General features: G+C 37.8%; 20 protein-coding genes. 2 read left to right on the top strand and 18 right to left on the bottom strand.

Translation table 11 applies throughout. The annotated features are described in order from the left end of the window. Positions 1 to 8 precede the first annotated feature (8 nt). The 18 genes from ACRD62_RS17120 to ACRD62_RS17035 all read right to left on the bottom strand — a co-directional run bounded on the left by ACRD62_RS17120 (position 9) and on the right by ACRD62_RS17035 (position 17468). Positions 9 to 1130: a hypothetical protein gene (locus ACRD62_RS17120; protein WP_319398826.1), complete on the bottom strand. Its 1122-nt coding sequence runs from the start codon at positions 1128 to 1130 to the stop codon at positions 9 to 11. A 7-nt stretch (positions 1131 to 1137) separates the two neighbouring features. After that, a complete protein-coding gene (locus tag ACRD62_RS17115; protein WP_430821348.1) occupies positions 1138 to 1488 on the bottom strand; it encodes a hypothetical protein in 351 nt (116 codons plus the stop codon). After that, positions 1475 to 2251: a hypothetical protein gene (locus ACRD62_RS17110; RefSeq protein WP_430821347.1), complete on the bottom strand. Its 777-nt coding sequence runs from the start codon at positions 2249 to 2251 to the stop codon at positions 1475 to 1477. The genes ACRD62_RS17115 and ACRD62_RS17110 overlap by 14 nt, the downstream gene beginning before the upstream one ends. 18 nt (positions 2252 to 2269) lie before the next feature. Further along, complete coding sequence (locus ACRD62_RS17105; RefSeq protein ID WP_430821346.1) at positions 2270 to 2659, bottom strand: hypothetical protein; 390 nt, start codon at positions 2657 to 2659, stop codon at positions 2270 to 2272. A 78-nt stretch (positions 2660 to 2737) separates the two neighbouring features. Next, positions 2738 to 3580 carry a hypothetical protein gene (locus tag ACRD62_RS17100; protein WP_430821345.1) on the bottom strand — a complete coding sequence of 281 codons (843 nt, stop codon included), beginning with the start codon at positions 3578 to 3580 and terminating at the stop codon, positions 2738 to 2740. A 64-nt stretch (positions 3581 to 3644) separates the two neighbouring features. Beyond that, positions 3645 to 4121: a hypothetical protein gene (locus ACRD62_RS17095; protein WP_430821344.1), complete on the bottom strand. Its 477-nt coding sequence runs from the start codon at positions 4119 to 4121 to the stop codon at positions 3645 to 3647. Positions 4122 to 4341: 220 nt separating this feature from the next. Next, a complete protein-coding gene (locus tag ACRD62_RS17090; RefSeq protein WP_430821343.1) occupies positions 4342 to 6837 on the bottom strand; it encodes a hypothetical protein in 2496 nt (831 codons plus the stop codon). A 154-nt stretch (positions 6838 to 6991) separates the two neighbouring features. Then, positions 6992 to 7342 (bottom strand): hypothetical protein, encoded by a 351-nt coding sequence (locus tag ACRD62_RS17085; RefSeq protein ID WP_430821342.1) that lies wholly within the window; start codon positions 7340 to 7342, stop codon positions 6992 to 6994. Next, positions 7339 to 7572, bottom strand: a complete 234-nt coding sequence (locus ACRD62_RS17080; RefSeq protein ID WP_430821341.1) for a DUF4248 domain-containing protein — start codon at positions 7570 to 7572, stop codon at positions 7339 to 7341. The genes ACRD62_RS17085 and ACRD62_RS17080 overlap by 4 nt, the downstream gene beginning before the upstream one ends. Before the next feature lie 508 nt (positions 7573 to 8080). Then, complete coding sequence (locus tag ACRD62_RS17075; protein WP_430821340.1) at positions 8081 to 8389, bottom strand: hypothetical protein; 309 nt, start codon at positions 8387 to 8389, stop codon at positions 8081 to 8083. A 327-nt stretch (positions 8390 to 8716) separates the two neighbouring features. Further along, positions 8717 to 9607, bottom strand: coding sequence for an Rpn family recombination-promoting nuclease/putative transposase (locus ACRD62_RS17070; RefSeq protein ID WP_430821339.1), 891 nt, complete (start codon positions 9605 to 9607; stop codon positions 8717 to 8719). Positions 9608 to 9976: 369 nt separating this feature from the next. Continuing rightward, a complete protein-coding gene (gene dnaG / locus ACRD62_RS17065) occupies positions 9977 to 13198 on the bottom strand; it encodes a DNA primase (RefSeq protein WP_430821337.1) in 3222 nt (1073 codons plus the stop codon). Positions 13199 to 13201: 3 nt separating this feature from the next. Continuing rightward, a complete protein-coding gene (locus tag ACRD62_RS17060) occupies positions 13202 to 13492 on the bottom strand; it encodes a hypothetical protein (RefSeq protein ID WP_430821336.1) in 291 nt (96 codons plus the stop codon). A gap of 5 nt (positions 13493 to 13497) precedes the next feature. Next, positions 13498 to 14040 (bottom strand): phage antirepressor N-terminal domain-containing protein, encoded by a 543-nt coding sequence (locus tag ACRD62_RS17055; protein WP_430821335.1) that lies wholly within the window; start codon positions 14038 to 14040, stop codon positions 13498 to 13500. 69 nt (positions 14041 to 14109) lie between these two features. Beyond that, positions 14110 to 14445, bottom strand: coding sequence for a DUF4406 domain-containing protein (locus ACRD62_RS17050; RefSeq protein ID WP_430821334.1), 336 nt, complete (start codon positions 14443 to 14445; stop codon positions 14110 to 14112). 181 nt (positions 14446 to 14626) lie between these two features. Then, positions 14627 to 14929, bottom strand: a complete 303-nt coding sequence (locus tag ACRD62_RS17045; RefSeq protein WP_430821333.1) for a helix-turn-helix transcriptional regulator — start codon at positions 14927 to 14929, stop codon at positions 14627 to 14629. A gap of 224 nt (positions 14930 to 15153) precedes the next feature. Next, positions 15154 to 16110 carry a hypothetical protein gene (locus ACRD62_RS17040; RefSeq protein ID WP_430821332.1) on the bottom strand — a complete coding sequence of 319 codons (957 nt, stop codon included), beginning with the start codon at positions 16108 to 16110 and terminating at the stop codon, positions 15154 to 15156. A 119-nt stretch (positions 16111 to 16229) separates the two neighbouring features. After that, positions 16230 to 17468 carry a tyrosine-type recombinase/integrase gene (locus ACRD62_RS17035; RefSeq protein ID WP_430821331.1) on the bottom strand — a complete coding sequence of 413 codons (1239 nt, stop codon included), beginning with the start codon at positions 17466 to 17468 and terminating at the stop codon, positions 16230 to 16232. 366 nt (positions 17469 to 17834) lie between these two features. On the opposite strand from ACRD62_RS17035, the gene ACRD62_RS17030 reads away from it, so the two are divergent. Then, a complete protein-coding gene (locus tag ACRD62_RS17030; RefSeq protein ID WP_430821330.1) occupies positions 17835 to 18974 on the top strand; it encodes a T9SS type A sorting domain-containing protein in 1140 nt (379 codons plus the stop codon). Between the two features lie 222 nt (positions 18975 to 19196). Continuing rightward, positions 19197 to 19919 (top strand): hypothetical protein, encoded by a 723-nt coding sequence (locus ACRD62_RS17025; RefSeq protein ID WP_430821329.1) that lies wholly within the window; start codon positions 19197 to 19199, stop codon positions 19917 to 19919. The last annotated feature ends 121 nt before the right edge of the window (positions 19920 to 20040 follow it).

Genomic DNA, 20040 nt, shown 5'->3' with positions numbered 1-20040 from the left:
CGTATGTATTAATCGTTATCTAAATCTTCGTTTTCAAACTCTGCATTTCCTGGTTCCGGCTCTGATATGCCATTCACGGCTTGGTTCAGGAACAGGAGGGTTTTATTAATCAGCTCCGCTTTGTCAAGGCATAAGCCAACGATGTTTGCAATCTTGGCTACGTCTTGTAGTTCCCATGTCATAAGGGCATCGGATAGCTTTTTAATAATTTCAGCTTTCTTGCGGTCTTCGGGAGTATTAGCTGTACCTATGTCGGTAATCTCAACATTGGTTTCAGGGAGTTGTGCCGATTCTTCTTCGGTATCATCAAGCATCCCCAAAGCTCCTTTGAGTTCTTCTGCTGATAATCCCAATAGCTCTGCTGTTTTCGGGCTGTTGGTAAGTAAGCGTGAACCGATACCCACCAATGCACCTGTGGCAACTCGTTTCATTACTTCATTGGGAGCATACCCGGCAAGACGGCTTTCAAGGTCTGTCTTATCGGTTTTTAGTTCCCTGTTTTCGCTTTGGTAGCGGTCTTTTTCGGCACGTAGCTCTGCATTTTCGTTGCGTAAACGCTCATACTTTTCTTCCAAAGTATTGTAGCGTGTCTCGAACTTAAAATCATCCAACTGCTTTTGGTAGCTGATTCGCTCAACCTCTTTGTTGTTGCCCGATAAGGCATTGAACACACCGAACAGACCGTCAAGCTTGGATTTTACGGCAGGGTTATCTCCTGAAAATAATCCTAACAAGGAATCCAGTTCACCCAATCCATTGGTGTTGTTTTGGATTTGGCTCTGTTTCATTTCCTCCTGGATGATGGTTTGTATTTCCGCTCTCTCAATGGGTTCTTTGGGTGGGTTCAAAAGCTTGCTGATATTCACTGTATAGCTGTTCAGGCTTCTGGCATTTGGGCTTTTGCCTCCAAACACATCAACCCTGAGTGAACCGTGAGACTGCTTTGCTTTTTCAATGGCACTTTCAATGTCTCGATTAAACTTATCCGTTCCGGAGGTTCTTGATGTGAGTGCCGTTTCCTGTGCTGCGGTAACCAGGTATATTTCGTAAGCGTAAGGGTACTTTTGTTCGTCCTCCGAACGCTTTATAAACTCGTATATGCTTTGTATTTGCTCTCTGTAATCCAACATAGTCGTATTAATTTCGGTGGGGAATAATCTTTACAAACTCCAATCGGTAAGGCTTAAAGCTTTCCGCTTGGGTTTTGATGTCTATGTAATCGGTGAATACCTGGTAGCGGTACTCATCCATAAAGTCGTATTCTTCGGGTGTAGCGGTAAACACGTTATCGCTGCTAATGAGTTCCATTTCATCAATAGAGCTTGGCAGACCTTTGGTGTTCAGAATCCACATGTCGTTTTTCAGGTCCAGCGAAATATCCGCACCTGTTACCATTATCACCGTTGGTTTTAATTGGTAGCTGTCAATGGTTCGCATCCCTGAAACACGGTCTTTTGCGATGGTATGTAATAACTCACTCGTGTTCATATTCAATGTAGATTCTAATGGTTAGCGTATTGTCTCCGCTGTTTTTATTGCTCTTAAAAACCGTATGGATATTGCTGTTTACCTCAAAAGGCTCGTGGAAAGGGATAACCTCTTTGCTTAAATGCTTGACCTTTCGGTTTGCAGTAAGCATGTAGTCACGCAATAGAAAACTGTTGCCATTAACCAATAGGCTGATGTTGCCACATTCATAAGGTTCAGGCTGTTTGTAAGCCTGAACAGGGCGAAGAAAAACATCGGATTTATGCAGATAGGCAAAGGTTAATGTTTCCTGTGCTATCAAGTCGGCAAATTCAAGGCTTGTTATGGTTTGACCTTTTTCAAACAAACCCACTTCGTTGTAGAGATAATCGGCAAACTGTGTATTGAAAAGCTCTGCAATGCTGTTGTTCAGGTTGTTTTGCTGGTCGGCATCAAGGCAAGTAAATTTGATGTTATTGCTCAAAATATCAACGATTGCCGGAAGAATATCACTTTCAAAAAAGTCTTTACTTTCGGCTTCGCTTGCCCTTGTGCGTAGGTATGAGTAGAACAGGTTGGTAATGCCATCGGTCAGTAACAAATCGGATATTAAAGCTTGGGGGAAAGCTAAATCCTGAGTTACATCTTCCAATTCTGATTCCTTTTTAACCAGGGCGTTTATTGCAATGCCTGTAATCAGTTTACAGGAAGCTGGGAGCAAGTCCTGTTCGTTGATGTGTTTGTTGCCAACTGAGGTTTTTGTAATTACAAAATATCGTTTCATTGTCGGGAGATTTCTGGGTTATTTCTTTTTTTCTACCTCGGCAAGCAGATACACACGAACATTGTAGCTTTCATTAACAGCCAGGTTCTCGCTGTCGTCTTTGTAAATGACACGCACAGGGCTGTTCTTGGCTTTTTCATCCACAGGGAAAGCCACGTCCTTAATACTCATGTCATCGTTGTGGTGAAGCAATGCCACCTCGGTATCATCGGGGATTATCTCGGTATCATCAATCCAAACCCTTAGTGTGGCACCGGGTAATGCCTTTTGGTTGGATAAGCGTAAGAAAATGCCTTTGATACGGTCGTGTTCCGTTTTGGTATTGCCGTTAAATTCGTAAGTCTGACCTTTTTTGACCTCGAATTTCACGACCTGTAATTTGCGTATGTTATTGTCTTGTACTTCCATTTTTGAAATGATTAAGAAGAAAAAAGGGGCGGTTAACAACCGCTGACCGCCCCCGAACGATTATGACATATCAAGCTCTTATGCTTTCTCTGTGATAGTTCCCAATAGCGTAACCTTAACGGCAGGGTGGTAAATCTTATCACCCGATACCGATTTCGGCATGTTCAGCTTTGGTGTAATATCCATTGATGGCTTTAACCACTTTGGATTGGCAAGCTTGTATTGGAATTTGCGTTTAGTGGTATCGGTATCATCGAATACCGCACATGAGATTTCAGGTACAATTACCTTCGTGCCTAATGTCATCTCGAAAGTACCGTTCAGGATTGCCGGAGGTAAAGCAAACTGACCGAATGCAAAATCTGCCGGGTCGTTGTCTTCTTCCGATGCTCCGTGAGCGTACTCAAGAACAATATCAGTTAACAGGAAATACTTTCCTGAATCCAACTGCGCACGGTTCAGGTTGGTACGACCAGCCTTTTTATCGTCCGATGCTTCCATTAAATCAATGTCAGACTTATCCTTAATCGACTTAACAGTGTAGATTGCCGTGTCAACGGTTTGCATACGTGCATCTTTCAATGCTTTTTGCACCTCTGGTGGCAACTGCTGTCTGCGAAGTTCAAACTGACCTTTTGAAGTCAGGTCTTTCGTAAGTCCTGTTTTTACAGCCGTACTTCTTGCTCCGGCATTGTATGACCTACGCACAGCACGTTTTCGGCTGGTTTTTCTGCGACTTCTTCGCCCTCTGCGTCTTGTTCTACGGCGTGAACGACCTAAATCGCCAATGCCTTCGACTGCATCGTCCTGGTCTTCTTCTTTCTCTAAAGCATCTTCCTCTTTTTCAAGAATCGCTTCTTCTAAACCCTCTATTTCTTCCATCGAAGGGTACAAATCATTTTGCTCATTAATTTCTGCCATGATAATTTGTTTTGCGGCTTATTAGCCTTTGTTATTAAATTGATTAAATGTTATTTAGTGAGAATCAGGATGCCATCATATCGCCCGAAAAGATGTCATAGTCCATGCTATCGGGGTCGAGGTTTTGGATTTTACCAACAGGCTCATCATCATCATCCGAACTACCAATCGGCTCATCGCTCATTGCGTAATCATTGGCTGCACTACCTATCGGGTCGTCACTCATTGAATAGTCCGATGCTGCGCCTGATACCGAAGCCTGAATTTCACGCTCGATGTCAATGTCGGCTGCCGGGAGAGCTTGTGTGATTGGATTTAAGGCACGTAGTCCGTCCATTTCATCCATGTCGCTGTAATCTTCATCACCGATAATGCCCTCTAATCCTTGAAGGATGGTCTTACCTGTGGCTTTCTTGATGATGGATTCAACACCTGCACCTGCTGCACCTACCAAGCCCAGCTTTACATACTCGTTTTTGGTAAACTGTGTACCCACCAAACCGCCCATAGTAACGGCTGCCGGAACGATGTAGGTTTTCATTTCGTTGCCCAACAAACCGCTAACGGTCTGGCTCTTTTCCAACTTTTTTAAAGCGTACTTGCCAACTGCAAACCCTGCTACGGCAGCAATGGGCTTGCCTATGTTGTTGGTAGCTTTCATAAAGTCAATCTTTGTACCTCTTGAAGTTCTCCTTGGGGTACTTGACGTTGATTTTTTAACTGCCATGTTTTCTAAATTTTAATTATTGATTCACAATTATTTATTGAAGCTTGATGCTTCCTAAATCTTCTTTATTGGAAGTCTTCTTGGGGGATGATTTCCGTTTTGCCGGAGTGCTGTCTTTTTTGCGGAACATGAGATAAGCTCCTGTACCAACGAGAGCTGCAACACCTAAACCAATACCAACTTTTGCTCCCTTGCTCAGTTTCTTTTTGCCTGTTGCAGTAGGATTCGTTGTAGTCGATTGTGGAGTGTAGTTTCCGGATTTCATTATGGGTTGGGGAGTATAACTGCCTGACTGTGGCATGATGCTGTTGGATGGAGGCATCACGCTGTTTGTTGGTGGAGCATAAGCCTCGGTTGTTGGAGCTGCCTGATTGGTAAATTGAGATACCGCTTCTGTTGCAGGAGCTGCTTTTTTGAATTTATCTTTAACCTTGGTAAAGATGTTTTTGATAGGCTTTAACCAGCTTCCGATTTTTGCCAACACACCACTAGCTGCGGTTACTGAGGCTGCTGTGGCTACTGCACCCATATTGCCCAATTCTGCCAATTCGCCAATGGCTTCTAAGCCTTTTAAATCGGCAAGTAAACCATCAATGCCTTTTAGGGAGAAATCGGAACTCTTTTGCTTTGCACCTTTCAGGATTGCTTTTCTAAGGTTGGATTCTTTGCCCTGTAAGCCTTTAAATAGCTTACGAACCTTGCCATGTGTCTTTTTCAGTTTGGCATGTTTAGCAGGGTCGATGTTGTATTTGCTTGCAAGGTCATCAGGCAGATAGGCATATTGTAGTTTCTTAGCAATTCCAAACATATTTAGACGCAAGGCTGCCAATAATCCGCCTCTGATAGCAATGGATAAAGGATTAAACCTTACGATGGCTTTAACTACTTTCTTGGCTACTTTACCAATCTTTTTACCGACACGTTTTATTGCCTTGAAGAATCGACCTCTACGTCTTTTTCTTCTTCCCAAGCCGTCCATTTCATCGTCCAACTCATCCAATTCAGCCAATCCCTGGATGGCTTCTGAATCGTATTTAATCAGACCTTTTTCGGCAAGCTTTTCTTCAATATCCGATAGCTTATCCAATACGGCATCACGCTGTGGAGTATTCCAAAACTTAATAGCTTGGTCCAACATGGATATAAATTGGTCAGGGTTTTGGATATGAGCCATTTTGTCCTTATTGTCTCGATTCTTTAAAAGATAATTCCGGGTTCGGACTAAATAGTTGTAGGTGGCATCTTCGGCATCACCCAAGCCGTTTATGGCATCGTCAAAGTCAACACCTGAAACAATAGCAATAAGGTCTTCATGGTTGGCTTGTGCCTGAACACCTCCGGCTAAATCAATACCTGATAAAACCGATATGGGCAAACCTAATGCACTTGTACCTGTGATACCATCAATACCTCGAAGCCCTGCCAATTGAAGTGATGACATATCAAAATCAGAACGTTCAAAACTGTATGGCTTTTGGTAATCGAATTTTGAGAGAACAGGGTCGATTATAATTTCATCTTCGGAATCACCAACGGCAGGAACAATCACATAGATATGTTGAAAGTTCTTCTTACCGTCATACTTGGTAATGCGTAGCTTGAACGGAATGCCCAAACACTTTAAAAGCGAACCCACAAAAATGCTGTAATCATCACAGTCAATTCCTGCATCTGATTTGCCTTTCTGTTTGAACTTGATTTGTCCGTCTAACCAAGAGCGAGATGGAGTACGGAGCTGTTCTGTTCCGTCATCGTCTTTATGGTACTGCAAATAATTGTATGAAAAGTTGAAGATGTTTCGGCAAGATTCTTTGAGCGAATCACCTTGAAGGCTACTTGCCAGTTCTTCGACTTCCCGAAAATGTGTACCGATAATATCAATACAACTTTCAACGGTTTCAATTACGTTGCCGTTTTTTATAAATGTGTCCTGTCCGTTTGCCTTTTTTATAAGGTGGTTGAAACGTTTACCGTTTTGGGTGTTTCGTGGGCCGGATACAATGCCCAATTCGCCCAATGCTAATCCGTTCATATTTTCGTCCTCTGATAATGATTGCGTGGTAGTAAGAGTTTCGCCATTAACGCTGATGGTCATGGTGAAAGTCATATCAGCTTTAAGTTGCTGAGTATTGGAAAGCAAGGAAAGAGTAAGACCTTTACCCATGAGGTTTAGGTATGGCACTTGAAAAACGATTTCAGGCTCTTGTGTTTTGCCAGCACCAATGGTAAGTCCTTTAATATCGGGGGTAGAATAAGCAACTGCCGAACCTTTGTAGTTTGCAACAACCTGGTTAACGGCTAATGTGATGGGTGCTTTGGTGGGATTGTAGCAACGAAGCTTTACGGCAAACTGAACTTCTTGTAAGTTCATCTTGTGGATGCGGAATCCTAAAAGAGCAAAGTTCATTTTTGCCCCGGCAAGAAGCTTTTTGCCTTTTTTAATCAGGTAGAAACCACCGCCAACGGCTGCAACTGCTGCTAATGTGCCTAATATTTTCTTTGTGCTTGCTTCCATAATGGAAACAAACATATAGTAGGCTTATGGTGGGGGTGTTGGGGTTTAATGGAACTTGAGGGAGTTTGTAAGTGTTTGAAGATATTTGTCAAAAATTGAGCATAAAAAAGTCGGTAGTGTGCCGACTAATTTGGTTATCCAAACAAAAGAATAATTTATTACTACCAAATTATAATTCATTCAAAATGTCAATTACTTGACTTAATAAAGTTTTCTTTAGGGTTGATTCTGAGGTTTGCATTTTCAGTCGTAGGTAATTTTGAGGTACTTGTTTTTTAATCAGGACTTTGGCAAGCTTACTCATCTCGTTTATCAATTCCTTTTCGATAGATGTTGTTTTCCGTGTAGGAGTAACAACTTCTTGTTCTTGCTGCAAGCTTAATAGAAATTCCTTGTATTCAGTTTGCATCTCCTGAAAGTCAACGTCAGTTCCGCCTTTATCGGGGTGTAATTGTTTTGCTAATTTTCGGTAATGTAGTTTGGCTTGTTCAATATCGGTTATACCTAAGAAATACTTCATAGCTGTTCAAATTCTTCAAGTGTTATACAAAAATGTTCCAGGATTAAGAGGAGCTGTTGTTTGTTGTAGTAATGGCGTTTGGTTTGCCCTGTATTGGCTATCTGTTCTTTTAATTGGGGACACAATTCAATATCCCTTCGTAGTTGTTGCATAGCTGCATCAACTGAAACGCTATCAGGGTAAAGTTTCTTCACCAAATCCTGCTTTAATATGGTTCTGCGTACAATCATAGTGTTGGATTTGGGTTAAAAAATGAGCGATAACGCTCCTGTAATATTGAGAAGAGCAGCCTTGTAGAGTATATTTTAACTGCTTTTGAAGGTTTTTGAGTACTTTTTAGCTTATGCTGACTGCTTTTGAGTACTTTAAGACAATATTTTAAAGACTTTTTTGAATATTGATTTTTTGGAAGGGTATATTTTAAAGTCTTTTGAGAAGATTGAAAAAAATAATAGCAATAATGGGGAATAGGGAGGAATTTTAAGACTGCTTTTCCCAAATGGCGGAAAAGATATGTTAGTTTAATAATACAAGTGAGATTTTTTAGACCATGTTGAAATATTATCGAATAAATTCGGGCAATAAAATGAAGCAAATAAAAGCATCTGTTAAAACACGAAAGGTATATAAACACGAAAAGCCCCGATAAGAGGCTCATTTTTAAAGTGGTAAAATGATAATTGGGCATAAATTCAAGTATTATACCCTTAACAATTAGCTACATAAAGATAGAGATAATTATCGAGTTTTTGGGTCCAGGGAGCTTGTTTCCAACATTTTCACAATCATAGATTGAATGATAGCATCTTCATCAGCATCATTACCCTCGGTTTTTAGTTTGGCAATTAAATTAATCAGTTTCATTATATCCAAATCATATTTAGATAGGAGGTCAACCAATTTTTTCAATACATCTTTACTGTTATTCAGGAATTCTTTACTGGAAGAGAAGACTATTTTATCTGCTTCATCTTTTATTATTTCATTATCTAATAACTCAAGCGATTCGTTTACCTCGTTTTGCAACCAAACATATAAATCTTTCATTCTCTATGGTATAAAAAAAGAAGCGTGGCACTGAAACCACCAACAATCGAGGTATCGCCAAACACCCACGCAGTAAAGTAGTACAGACCACGCCCGTACCTACTCTCTTTACTGCAATTAAAATTTGGCGATTTTCGATTGTTAAGAGATTAAGTCTTAATATTTTAAGATTATATGTTCGCTTCCTTTATTCTTATTTCAAATTATAAGTTTTACTGTTATTATTTATACAAAAGTAATATTCAAAAGGCAATAAATGATAAAATAAGGCAATAAAAAACCCGATACAAAAACTGATACCGGGCTATATTTTAGATTATTTACTCTTTAATGAGAGTTATTTGTCCGAATCTTTTGAATATCCTCAATGGCAACATCTGTTATTTCAGATATTTCTTTATCCGAATAATCTTTGGCAACCATTTTAGCAACAACTTCTTTCTTACCTATATATTTCAGTTCGTTGGCTGCCTCTGCAAAAGCATCTTTAACTTGTGGTGAAATTGTTTCCATAATCGCATCAATTTTATCAGTTTCTAAACCAGAAACTTTATACAAATATAACGCTATTTTTTGGAAAATAGTTTCGTCAATCTCCTTTAGCTGACTGAACATTTCTCGTGCCAAATCAGGATTATTCTTGATAAAGCCAATAAGATTGTCGCTACGCTTCATAAACCATACGGCTACTTTTACACTTGGTCGTTTAAAGTGTCGGATAATGGCATGGTCTTCAATATCCTTGGTGTCGAACAAAGCATAATCAAATAAAGGAACAAAGCGTTTTAGTTCCTCCGGAACCTGAACAAAACCCGAATCCGTCCATTTCGGTTTTCCATGATAGAATACCATCGTAATAACAGGAGTAAGTGGCTGTTTGTTGGCAGCCTGATTTTCCCATACGTTCAGGATATATCTAAGCAATTGCAAGTGTATATTTTTGTCGGGATAGCTTTTGTGTTCATACAGTAGCGAAACTTTGATATTGGTGTGTCCATAGAACATATTGCATGAAACATCTTTAAAATATGGAGCAAGTTCCTGGTCAACGTATTCGGTCGGGTCATAAACAAGTGTTTCAGGTTTTAAACATTGTAGCACTTCTTTCGGAAGTGTACCTAATAGTAAATCTTCAAGATTCTCTTTTACAGAGAAAAGGCTTTTAAAGAAGTTGTCGTGAATGTTATTGTTTTTCTGTACGTTACTGCTCTTTTTCATCGCATAAAAAGTGTTTAATTGTATATTAATCTTGTTCCTGTTTTATTGAAAATTCTTTTTTTTCAGAGGCTATGGTATTTTTCAAAAAGTGTCCTCATTCCTCATTTTGCAGTTAATCGCATGATAATCAATCGAGTAATTTGAGGACAATGAGGACGAGTGAGGAAATAGGAAGATTTTTCCTCACGTTTCCCTCATATTTCCTCTTTTTTCCCTCAGCCGTCCTCACTTATTTTTAGAACATTAAAGTATATAGTATTATATATCAGTATATTATTATACTCCATACTTAGTAAGTGAGGAAATGAGGACGGTTTTTGCATTAGTACCATAAGTCGGGGTAAAAAATATATTTCCATTACTTTATTCCTACAAACTGAACCGTTCCATTTCAATACCTTGCTCTATCAGGATGTCGTAATCCATTATGTAGGCACTTGTCCTGTTCTCACCGAACTTCACATTCTTTCTCCGGTAATCCACAAAGGAGCGGTGCTTTTTCAGGTACTCACCAACAACAGCCTGGTCAAGTACGGTTAATCCTTCTTTTCGTGCCTGTTCCCGATACAAGCCATGAATAGCCCCAACTCTCAGGTAAAGGTGTTTTGTATTTTGGTCGGCATTAACAATTTTATAATGTACATCTTCGGTCAGCCTATATAGGTTAATAAGTGATTGCAGCACATGAAAGTATTGTTCTACTTCATCACTCTGGTTCTGTACCGAAATAGTAAGTTTTGCTGAACGGATTAGGGCAGCCTTTGCCGTTTGATAATCAAAAGGGAACTTTAAATCGGATTGTTCCATTAGAATTTTCATAGGTGTAAGTACCGATGAAATATTCAACACAGTCCTGCGGTCAACGTTACCAAATTCACTTATTAATTCATCCATGACCTCTGAACTAATACCTGGTTCTTCTTTGGAGTAATATTCCTCTATTAAATGTCGGTTATCGAAAACCGAACATGTAATGTTGGTAAACTGCAAGCTTTCTTCGGCTGATTTAAATTCTTTCAGGTCTTCATACTTTCCCCGATTGGTATCGTCAAATTCACCTAACAAACTTCGGCTTGAGAGAGCCGGGTCTTGTGTGGGTAAATCCTGACCGCTAATAATGCCTGAACCCCTGGGCTTTGCAATTCGTGTTTCATTACCGCCCGATTTTACACCAGTAAGCTTTCCATTTCGGTCGGCTATACCTTTTAACGCCTCGATGGTATTTTTATGGATGCTGTTCTTGTACTCATTGCCCCAAAACGGATGGTTGGTCGTGGAATCCATACTACGCTGCATACCTGTACTTGTACTGCCCGATGCAAGGTTGATGCCGTCTTCCATTGGAGGCTTACCAAACATATACATGATACTTCGAGCAGCCGTACTTTTACCCGATTGCCTTTTACCAAACAGGAACAACAAAGGAAAGTATCCGAAATTGGCTTTGTAGATTACATCGCTGAATACGGTTGCAATGTAGTAGGCTATAAGCAGCTCTGCATTGCCGGGATAAACCTTGTTCATTGATGTTGCCCATTTGCCAAAATCCCAATCACTGTTTTTGGGGGGAGCTATGTACTTCGAGTTTTCTTTGAACGGGTTTCCGCTATCGCTGGTACTTATTCTTAACAGCTTCCCATACGGCAAAAAGAAGAAATGTAAAAGATGTACCTGTCCCTGTTTAATTTTATCTTTCAGATTATCCGTTCCGTATTTTCCGATAAATTCTGCGGTGGTATTTAAAACATGAAAAGTATCATCAATACGAATCTGACTTTCAGGCGGTATCTCCTTAAACTCATCCATACTGTTTATTCGTTTTGCATGTGTGGTAACACCGTACTCATCTATCTCATGGAATGTTTTATCGTAATACAATCCATTGGCGAATACCCAAAAGCGGTTTTTTACATTGTAACCAACCCTTTCAAGTTCCTTTGCTTCCGGTATGCCCAAAAGCTTTACGTTCTTTATGCTGTCGAGCTGGGTGTCGTTCCCATACCAAAAGAAACCATGTCTGCGGTGAACCTGCTTTTTAAATGATGCAGGGGTACAAAAGTCATCGGATGAAATTGTAGCAAGCCGTTTTCGCCCGTATTGGCTCTTTAGGTTGAGAATGTATTTCAAGTCGATTCGTCCTTGACCATCATTATGGAAAACACAAAATAAAGCTTCAAATGTGAAATTGGATATTTGCTTTGGATGCTTGCCCTCCACAGTCCAGTAAGCCCCTTTTTCTTCATAAAACTGATTCTCCAAGAAGTTTTCCTGTTGCTCTTTTTTCAGCTTTATAATGTCGTTGATATTCTCTTTTTTACTGACCTTCTTTTCAACGGGTTGGCTATTCTCCTTTAAAGCATCCTGCCAAGCTTTTTTTGGTTTAATCTGCTCTGAAACAAAGTCGAGATAAACCTCCTGGTTCGTTTTATCATAACAGCTTATAAGGGCTGCCATCCGCTTTATTACTTCTGATTTTTTTACCGGGTCGTTTGCAAAGCGTTCAGCATATTCAGCGGTCTTATAGATGATGTAATCTTCTTGTTTTTCATCGTACTGAAGAAACGTATCGCTGTCGGTAAAAAGTGAATCGGGGTCTTGTTTTTCGGGGAGTACAACTACCGAAACATGAAATTGGTTTTTAATCAGGATTTCAGCATTACGGCACATTGCATTTCTTCCGGCACTATCGCCATCGTAAATGAGCGTAGCTTTATTGGTATATTTTTTCAGGAGCTTTGCCTGTGGGTTTGTTAGTGCAGTTCCACCAGTTGCAACTGAATTGATTACTTCAATAGAGTGCATCCGAAGTACATCCGTATAACCTTCTACTATATATGCCCGGTCTTCGTTTTTAATGGCGAACCTTGCAACATTCAAAGCATACAATTCATTCCCTTTTGTGTAAATACAGCTCTCATGTGTATTCAGGTACTTAATCTTTGGTTTTTCGTTCAAATCACGCCCGGCGAAAGCAATGGTTTGACCTTTGGAGTTGGATACAGGGAACATCAATCGGTTGTAGAAAAAGTCATAAATGCCTTTGTCGTTGCTTTTCAGTACGCCAATTTCTTCCAATATTTCAATTTTTACACCCTTTTCCCTTGCATGGGACAGTAGAGCATTTCCGCTTGGAGCATAACCAATATTAAAGTTGTTGTTTTCAGGAATAACAAGATTACGCTCCTTAATGTAATCCTGTGCATTTTTATGGTTGACCTGTTCCTGGAAGAATTTCTCAATGATATTACAAGCTATTTTCAGGCTTTCTTCATGTTTGAATTTGGCTTCATCCCAATTGGTGCTTCTTTTCCATTCAAAATTGAGGTTCAAAAGTTTTGCGCCAATCTCAACCGCTTCCTTAAATTCAACATTTTCATGCTCCTTAATAAACTCAATAGCATTACCTCCTTTATCGCAACCAAAGCATTTGAAAATACCTTTTGCCGGGTTTACGCTAAACGAAGCCGTTTTTTCATTGTGGAATGGACAACACGCTTTGTAATTGCTCCCTGCTTTCTTTAGTGTGATAAAACCGGATACTACCTCGTAAATTTCATCATTGATTTGCTCTATAACCCTTTTAGCATCCATCGGCTACCAATCTTTACCTGTCAATAATTCACGGTTCTTGTTATCGAGGCTCATAAAGAACTCGTAAATGTTTCCCCTGAAATCATAGAATTTGTTTAAAAGGTGATACCCCATTGATGAACCCCATATCTTGTAAAAGAGTGCAACCAGTTCCTTTTGCGCTTTGTGTATCATGGCTTGAACTTTTGTGCCATCAAACGGGATTGCGGTATGACCGTATTTCTCAAAGATGCTTTTTATACGGTTATCAAAGTAAAATAACTTCGATACCGTATTAGGTGCTAATGCTGTCATGTGTTTTAGTTTGGAAAATCAATAGAAAGTTGTCGCTTGTTTATCTGCCATTGCTCAAAAGTCATTTCCTTAACCTTGTTGAGTGCCTTTTTAGCCTCTGATAGCAGCAATTTCTGATTGCCATAATCGGAACGGATTTTCTCAATATCCTCTAACTGCTTTTCAATGGCTTTTTGTTTATGCTCCAAAAATTCCGACTGGCCAACGAAGTGGTTGAACAGAGCCGTGTAGCACTCCATTTTGTACCTAATAATAGGCTCTTGTGATTCTTCCTTCACGTTTTTTGGATTAATGGTAAAAATCCAACCTAAAGCATACATGTATGGCAAGCAAAACATTTCGTATTGTTTTCCATCTTTGCCAGTAGAGGTGCTCAGCACCCCAACAGAACCCAAAATTTCATCGTTCTTAATTTTCGACCTTTGGTTTTTATCATCAATGCCCAGGGCTTCACAAATAGGTCTAATTGGAACAAGCTTGTCGGCATCGTCTATTAGCATGATGCTGACATTGTTAATCTTTGCTATGGTTTTAATTTTTTCTGTCATAATCGTTTGTTTGAAATGTTACTCGATATATAGGCAGGGCTGCCCTTATCCAGCCCTGCCGGAACCTTGCTAATTGTTAAGGGAGGTTAGTATTTCTCGTATCTCTTTGTTACTTACAGGATGGAATATTGTCTCAAGCTTCAAATCCATTGCAACGGTCAGCTCGATTCGTGCCATGATATTCTCCTTCCAATTGGGTAAAACATAAATAGCCTGGCACTTTTTCAACTGCTTGATTCTGCTTTCCATTGCATCTGTCCAACCCATGTGTATGTATGGGATTTCGGTTGGATTGACAACGGAACACCTCATGGATTTCAGCTTTTTTGTAATCTTGTCTGTTTCCAGATAATATCTTCCATCATCTGATTCCGTTTCGTTTCCGCAGATGTATATTTTTCTCATAACAGCCTTATTTTTTTATGTTTTTTTGCTTACAGATAAGGTGTTCCGGAATGGTGTATGTTTTCGATTTTTTCCTCAGTAGATTTTTGAATAAATAGAACCTGACACCTTGTTTCCGACCTTTGTTCTTCTTTCTATTCTTCTCAGTCTTCACATTCATAGATTTATACAGGCTGACCGATTAAATATTTTGCCTAATCTCATCTATGGGGGAGTGACGACCTGACTTTATCCAGTCCTCGATTTCGCCTATTTTGAACAATAGGACTTTACCACCCGGCTTATAATAAGGGATTTGCTTTTGATGAACTCTATTGTAAATGGTACTGATACTTTCGCCTAACAATTGAGAAAGCTCGTGTACATTAATATAGTCGTACCCAGTAATGGCTTTTCTTTGAACCTGTATCAATTCTGATACCTGGTTGTTTAATTTTTCGAGACTTTTTAATGTCTCAGCATTGAAATTTTCTTGCTTATCCATAATCATTTTTTTACTTCGATTTTATGGATGCAAGTTTAAGGCGAGGCAATGCTACTCTCCAACGTCGGACTATCCGATATTTTTAAAATAATTTTCACAACTCACATATTCAACACCTTACAAGTGTGGTAAACAACCTTGTCGGACACTTTTTGCCATTTTTGTCGGATACTTTTTATCAAAGCAAAAGGCAACAAATAAAAAAACGGTCAGTTTTCACTCGGTTACCGCTTCAATTTTTCTAACTCATTGTCTATATCCTTGGTTGGAATTTTCCGTTCTTGAAAATATGTTCTCATATACTCAAGTTCCCGATAATACTTTTTTGAGCTTAGATTCTGAAGTTTACCTGCAATCTTATAGAAGTATGAGTTTTTATAATCCTCAAGGTTCATATTGTTGATTAGAAGTAGAAACTTAGCCAGGGAGCTTGTATCGAGGTTTTCTCGCAGCCTTAACCCTATGAGATTAAAAATGAACTTTGCCCATATCACCTGACGAATGCTGGTTAATTCACTGATGGTTTTAACACTTGTTGGTTCAATTGTTTCAATCGTTATATTGTTGTTTGCCCTGATATAGTTGAGAAACTTTAGTTTTCCGTAGTAATCACAAAAGAAGTTGTAATAGGCTTTATAGTCGGTGGTAGATAAGTTAATGTATTCGGAGTAGTAGTAAATTTCCAATAACTTAATTTCCGTAGATTCGTGCTGAACTGAGATAATATCTTGTAGTTTTTGCTTTTTCTCTCGGAGAAATATCCAAATGAATAATCGAATGATATTTATGCGCATTCTTCCTTTCTGCGTATAGCATAGCTCTCCATTGCTATTGAATATTTCGAGCTTTTTAAGATGTGTGTTTGGAGGTAAAAAGGGAAGGGTGAAATACTTTTCACTAACGGTAACATATCTCTCTGTGTGCTTGAGTTGTTCTCTTATTGTGAGTGACTTCTCAATTATATTTTCAATACTTTCTGCTTTGACCAGATAATCGTAATCAAACATATCCATCAGCTTTGATGAAAATGGGTCTGTCGGGAACTGTGTCATCTTATCCAATAGTTCTTCAATATTCGATTCCCATACGTTTGATTCTTTAGCTCTTTTGTAGCCTTGCAGTAATTTCTCAAATACTGCAAGGCAATTCTTCTCAAATGTTACGTTTCCTTGTTCTGCCATTAAATTTTGTTTTAAATTATAATTAATTGAAATAGCATTATACCAAGAACAAGTTTTTTCCTCTGTATCATTTGCGCTTGTATGTCAAAATAATATTAATATATCTGTTTGTCTTAATCTTAAAAAGCAGTAAGGTGTTTTGCAATTTCTTTTTTCTGATCGTTTTCAAAACTATCAAGGTACGATTCGGTTATCTTAACGTCTCTGTGTCCTAAACTCTCACTAATAAATTCGGTTGATATTCCGGAACGTTTAAGAACCGTAGCAAAACTATGGCGAGCCGTGTAAGTTGTAATGTTCTCGTTGATTCTCAACTTTGCAGCTATCTTTTGCATGTGTACATTGGTCTTGCGTACTCTCCAAGCAATCTTATACATTTTTTGCTTTCGGGTCATGTTGTCATCGAGATAGGGAAAAACGTAGTTATCTGGAGACTTATCGCTATTACCAAGTTTTTCAAGTATAAACCTAACATCTTTTGTTATCGGAGCTGTAACAGGTTTTGTTTTTCCCGATGCATGTTCTGTTTTTTTACGGATAAAGTAAATAAAATCCGTACCAATGTCTTTGAACTTTAAGTTGCAAAGGTCTTTCATATTGATTCCGTTGCATAAGTATGTAAACATCCACAGATAATAAGCTTCTTCTTCATGAGTGTATGGTTCCGGATTGTAATGATATATTTTTTCAATATCACTCAATTTTAATGCTCGTTTGATATTGGCACAATTAGGCACTTGGTATTTTCCTCTTCCAAAAGGGAATAGGTCAGCAGGAATGGCATTCTCCTGCTTTGCATGGTAGAACATTGTTCTTATAGCACTCGTATAGCAATATACAGTAGCAGTTTTAAGCCCTTTATCTTCTCGTAAGAACTTCTCAAATTCGTGAAGTTTTGTAGGGGTTATTTCTCTAAAATCAAGGAATTTATCTTTTTTAGTAAACTCAACCAATGCGGTCTTTGTGGATTTTACAGATTTATTACCAAGACCTGTATCAGAATACTTCTTGTGAGCTAAATCCATAAAGTAGTAAATGTTACGTAAGTCAGTTCCCGATATTCCGAAGTGTGTTTTGAATTTATCAAATGAGAACTCACTAAATGAACGAATAATCTTTTGGGCTTTTTCTTCTATTAATGAAAACTCAATAGAAATATCCTTATGAATACCCCTTGGTTTTACTGATGTGATTTTAGAAAATTCATCTTCTGTAAACTCATAAACCCGGTTCTTGTTGTCGATGTTATAATACATCTGTTTGCGGTTGTGTGTCAATCGGAGTTTTGCCGGGTACTTACCGTTTTTCTTCTGTCTTTTTTTGAAAAGCACAATGGCTGTACTAACTTTACCTGTCATAACTGAAACTTGTTTTTGGTTATACAATCAATTCAGTATGGCAGATATTTGTGGATAGGTTCGCCAAAACATGTACCATAAATTTTGCCATACTTTTGTACTTCAAAAGTAGAAAAACAAGTAAGTATATCAAAACTTCAACCTACGTAAATAGTTGATAAGTAAGTAAATGAAAGAAAAAGTAAACATCTGAAAATAGAGTTACGGTAGATACAATTTACCGTTATGCATTATTGCACACATCTACATTTCCCAAAATAGAAGATGATTAAGTTCTCAAACTAATGGGAAGTTTTTAAAGTTGATTAAGTTTAATAAATTCATCGTTAGTCATGATTAAAAAACTGTAACTCTAAAAATAAAAAAATGAAAACTTTAACTTTACTACTTCAATTCATTATTCTTTATTCTTTAAGTGCTTTTTGTCAAACTTCTGAATCAAAACAAAGACTTGACACCTTAATTGTTAAAAGTTGGTCAGCAAATGAAGAGCAATGGGTTGTTGATTCAAAAAAGGAACTTTCATATAGCTCTGACGAATTAATTTATCAAATAATTACATCCCTAAAAGAAGAAAATTCAGATGATTTTATTTTTTCAAATAAAGCTGAATATACTTATAATGACAATGGTAATATGGCTAAAGAACTTTATCAAGACTGGGATATTAGTTCAAATCTATGGCAAAATTCATACAAGGGTGAATATAATTACAGTGAAGAAGGAAATTGTATATCAGAAGTTTTCTCTGATTTTTATTCAGAATGGATAACGTCATATAAATTTGAATATAGTTATAATAATGAAGGTCAAAGAATTCTTGAATTGGATTACAACTGGGAAGAAAATCAATGGGTTGTTTATGCCAAAGAGGATTTAACCTATGATATCAATGGCAAACTTGTTAACAAATATGGGTATTATTGGGATAATAGTACAAGCCAGTGGGCAACTTCATACTGTTTTAGTTTTAATTATGATGAAAATGATAATATTAAACAATTTATTTATCAAATCTGGGATGAAGACTCAAGCAATTGGGTAAATAATTTAAAATATGAATATACATATGACTTAACAATATATGAGTCCTCTATTATCTGCCCACCATTAGGTTGGTTTGCACCAGTTTCTTCTAATTATGAACTAATAAACAAACCTTTGGAATTTATAATGCATAAGTGGGATATTTCAAGTGCAAATTGGGTTAGTAGTAAAAAAGGATCTTATTATTATTCAAAAGACGAAGAATTGTCTATTAATATGACGGCAGACAAAAAATTATTGATATATCCTAATCCAGTAGTAGACTATATTAATTTTGTATTACTTGATAAGTATGAATTTGTTTTATTTGAATTATTTGATATTCATGGACGTAAGATTATTTCCAAGAAAATAGAAGATAATGACATTATTGATTTATGTGCTTTACGAAAAGGATTATACATTTATACAATATTCATGAATGGAAAAATAGAAAAAGGAAAATTATTAAAAGAATAAACAACAAATGCATAACACTAAATATAAGCAATAGCGGTTTCTGTAGGGTATTCGGGCGGTTGTGGTTCTAATCAGCCCCGCCAAATCGGCCGATTTGACTATTTGACTAAGGTGCAGCTTTGGCTACTTAGTAGCTTGATACGAAACCGCTTTAAAGTCCGCTAATGCTCATATTATTACCGTTGTAGCCAATAATGACAGAACCATAAAAATTGAGATATAATGAAAAATAAAAAAGTTTTTTTAGCAATTATTATTTTTTCTACAATTGGATTTATCTATTGTTATCATGTCAAATATATTAAGGTATTCAATCAAGTTACCAATACTGTTGGAGGCTCCTATATTACAAGAGGACAAAATTTAGGTGAATATAAGGAGCAAGTTGCTGCTTTTGCTGAGCTTGCAAAACAGCCAGGATGGATGGGAGTTTCTGAGATGCCAGCTGAATTAAAGAAACTGAACTTAATTAATACTTTCTCTATTGGTGGCATGGTACTGACCTGCTTTTTATTTTTCTTTGGACTAATTAAGTATTTTGGCAAACCCTCTGTTTTGCCTAAAAAACCAGAGCCTGTAATAGTAACAAACGAAGAAAACGAACCTATTGAACCGATTAAACCTACTGAACCTATTGACAATGTTGAGGGTAGAACAAATATTAGCGATAGTAAATTGACCACTCTGAACAATCTCCTTGTTCAAGAGAAAAAAAGAATATTAGGAAAAAGTAAAAAGCAAGATATAGTAGACTTAATGGATGAAGTGATTTCTAATAAAGTTATGGCACTACAATTTTTAGACAAGTACAAAACTATGTTTAAAACTGATTTAATAAAAGATTTAGAGCAACTCTCATCTAGCTACGATGGAAAAAAGGAATATTTGAGATTATTTATTGAGCATGAAATTATCGATAAAAACTATCCTCATGATTATCTGTAAAATCTATTAATTTAATAATTACTGGCTACAATCGAGTAGCCAGCCCCACTAGCAAACGCTAGCAGGGAGAAGCTCTCACACCACCGCACGTACGGTTCTCGTATACGGCGGTTCTCTACAT

Source organism: Carboxylicivirga caseinilyticus, assembly GCF_050589785.1.
Classification (GTDB): Bacteria; Bacteroidota; Bacteroidia; order Bacteroidales; family Marinilabiliaceae; genus Carboxylicivirga; species Carboxylicivirga caseinilyticus.
Note: the sequence above shows the minus strand (reverse complement) of the source record. Positions and strands in the feature narration are given on the sequence as shown.

What these genes read in the sequence shown, in the direction of transcription:
- ACRD62_RS17075 (WP_430821340.1), bottom strand. Translation starts at nt 8,389, where the DNA reads ATGAAAGATTTATATGTTTGGTTGCAAAACGAGGTAAACGAATCGCTT.
- ACRD62_RS17110 (WP_430821347.1), bottom strand. Translation starts at nt 2,251, where the DNA reads ATGAAACGATATTTTGTAATTACAAAAACCTCAGTTGGCAACAAACAC.
- ACRD62_RS17035 (WP_430821331.1), bottom strand. Translation starts at nt 17,468, where the DNA reads ATGACAGGTAAAGTTAGTACAGCCATTGTGCTTTTCAAAAAAAGACAG.
- ACRD62_RS17030 (WP_430821330.1), top strand. Translation starts at nt 17,835, where the DNA reads ATGAAAACTTTAACTTTACTACTTCAATTCATTATTCTTTATTCTTTA.
- dnaG (WP_430821337.1), bottom strand. Translation starts at nt 13,198, where the DNA reads ATGGATGCTAAAAGGGTTATAGAGCAAATCAATGATGAAATTTACGAG.
- ACRD62_RS17090 (WP_430821343.1), bottom strand. Translation starts at nt 6,837, where the DNA reads ATGTTTGTTTCCATTATGGAAGCAAGCACAAAGAAAATATTAGGCACA.
- ACRD62_RS17120 (WP_319398826.1), bottom strand. Translation starts at nt 1,130, where the DNA reads ATGTTGGATTACAGAGAGCAAATACAAAGCATATACGAGTTTATAAAG.
- ACRD62_RS17060 (WP_430821336.1), bottom strand. Translation starts at nt 13,492, where the DNA reads ATGACAGCATTAGCACCTAATACGGTATCGAAGTTATTTTACTTTGAT.
- ACRD62_RS17115 (WP_430821348.1), bottom strand. Translation starts at nt 1,488, where the DNA reads ATGAACACGAGTGAGTTATTACATACCATCGCAAAAGACCGTGTTTCA.
- ACRD62_RS17100 (WP_430821345.1), bottom strand. Translation starts at nt 3,580, where the DNA reads ATGGCAGAAATTAATGAGCAAAATGATTTGTACCCTTCGATGGAAGAA.
- ACRD62_RS17045 (WP_430821333.1), bottom strand. Translation starts at nt 14,929, where the DNA reads ATGGATAAGCAAGAAAATTTCAATGCTGAGACATTAAAAAGTCTCGAA.
- ACRD62_RS17050 (WP_430821334.1), bottom strand. Translation starts at nt 14,445, where the DNA reads ATGAGAAAAATATACATCTGCGGAAACGAAACGGAATCAGATGATGGA.
- ACRD62_RS17040 (WP_430821332.1), bottom strand. Translation starts at nt 16,110, where the DNA reads ATGGCAGAACAAGGAAACGTAACATTTGAGAAGAATTGCCTTGCAGTA.
- ACRD62_RS17085 (WP_430821342.1), bottom strand. Translation starts at nt 7,342, where the DNA reads ATGAAGTATTTCTTAGGTATAACCGATATTGAACAAGCCAAACTACAT.
- ACRD62_RS17055 (WP_430821335.1), bottom strand. Translation starts at nt 14,040, where the DNA reads ATGACAGAAAAAATTAAAACCATAGCAAAGATTAACAATGTCAGCATC.
- ACRD62_RS17095 (WP_430821344.1), bottom strand. Translation starts at nt 4,121, where the DNA reads ATGAAAACCTACATCGTTCCGGCAGCCGTTACTATGGGCGGTTTGGTG.
- ACRD62_RS17080 (WP_430821341.1), bottom strand. Translation starts at nt 7,572, where the DNA reads ATGATTGTACGCAGAACCATATTAAAGCAGGATTTGGTGAAGAAACTT.
- ACRD62_RS17070 (WP_430821339.1), bottom strand. Translation starts at nt 9,607, where the DNA reads ATGAAAAAGAGCAGTAACGTACAGAAAAACAATAACATTCACGACAAC.
- ACRD62_RS17105 (WP_430821346.1), bottom strand. Translation starts at nt 2,659, where the DNA reads ATGGAAGTACAAGACAATAACATACGCAAATTACAGGTCGTGAAATTC.
- ACRD62_RS17025 (WP_430821329.1), top strand. Translation starts at nt 19,197, where the DNA reads ATGAAAAATAAAAAAGTTTTTTTAGCAATTATTATTTTTTCTACAATT.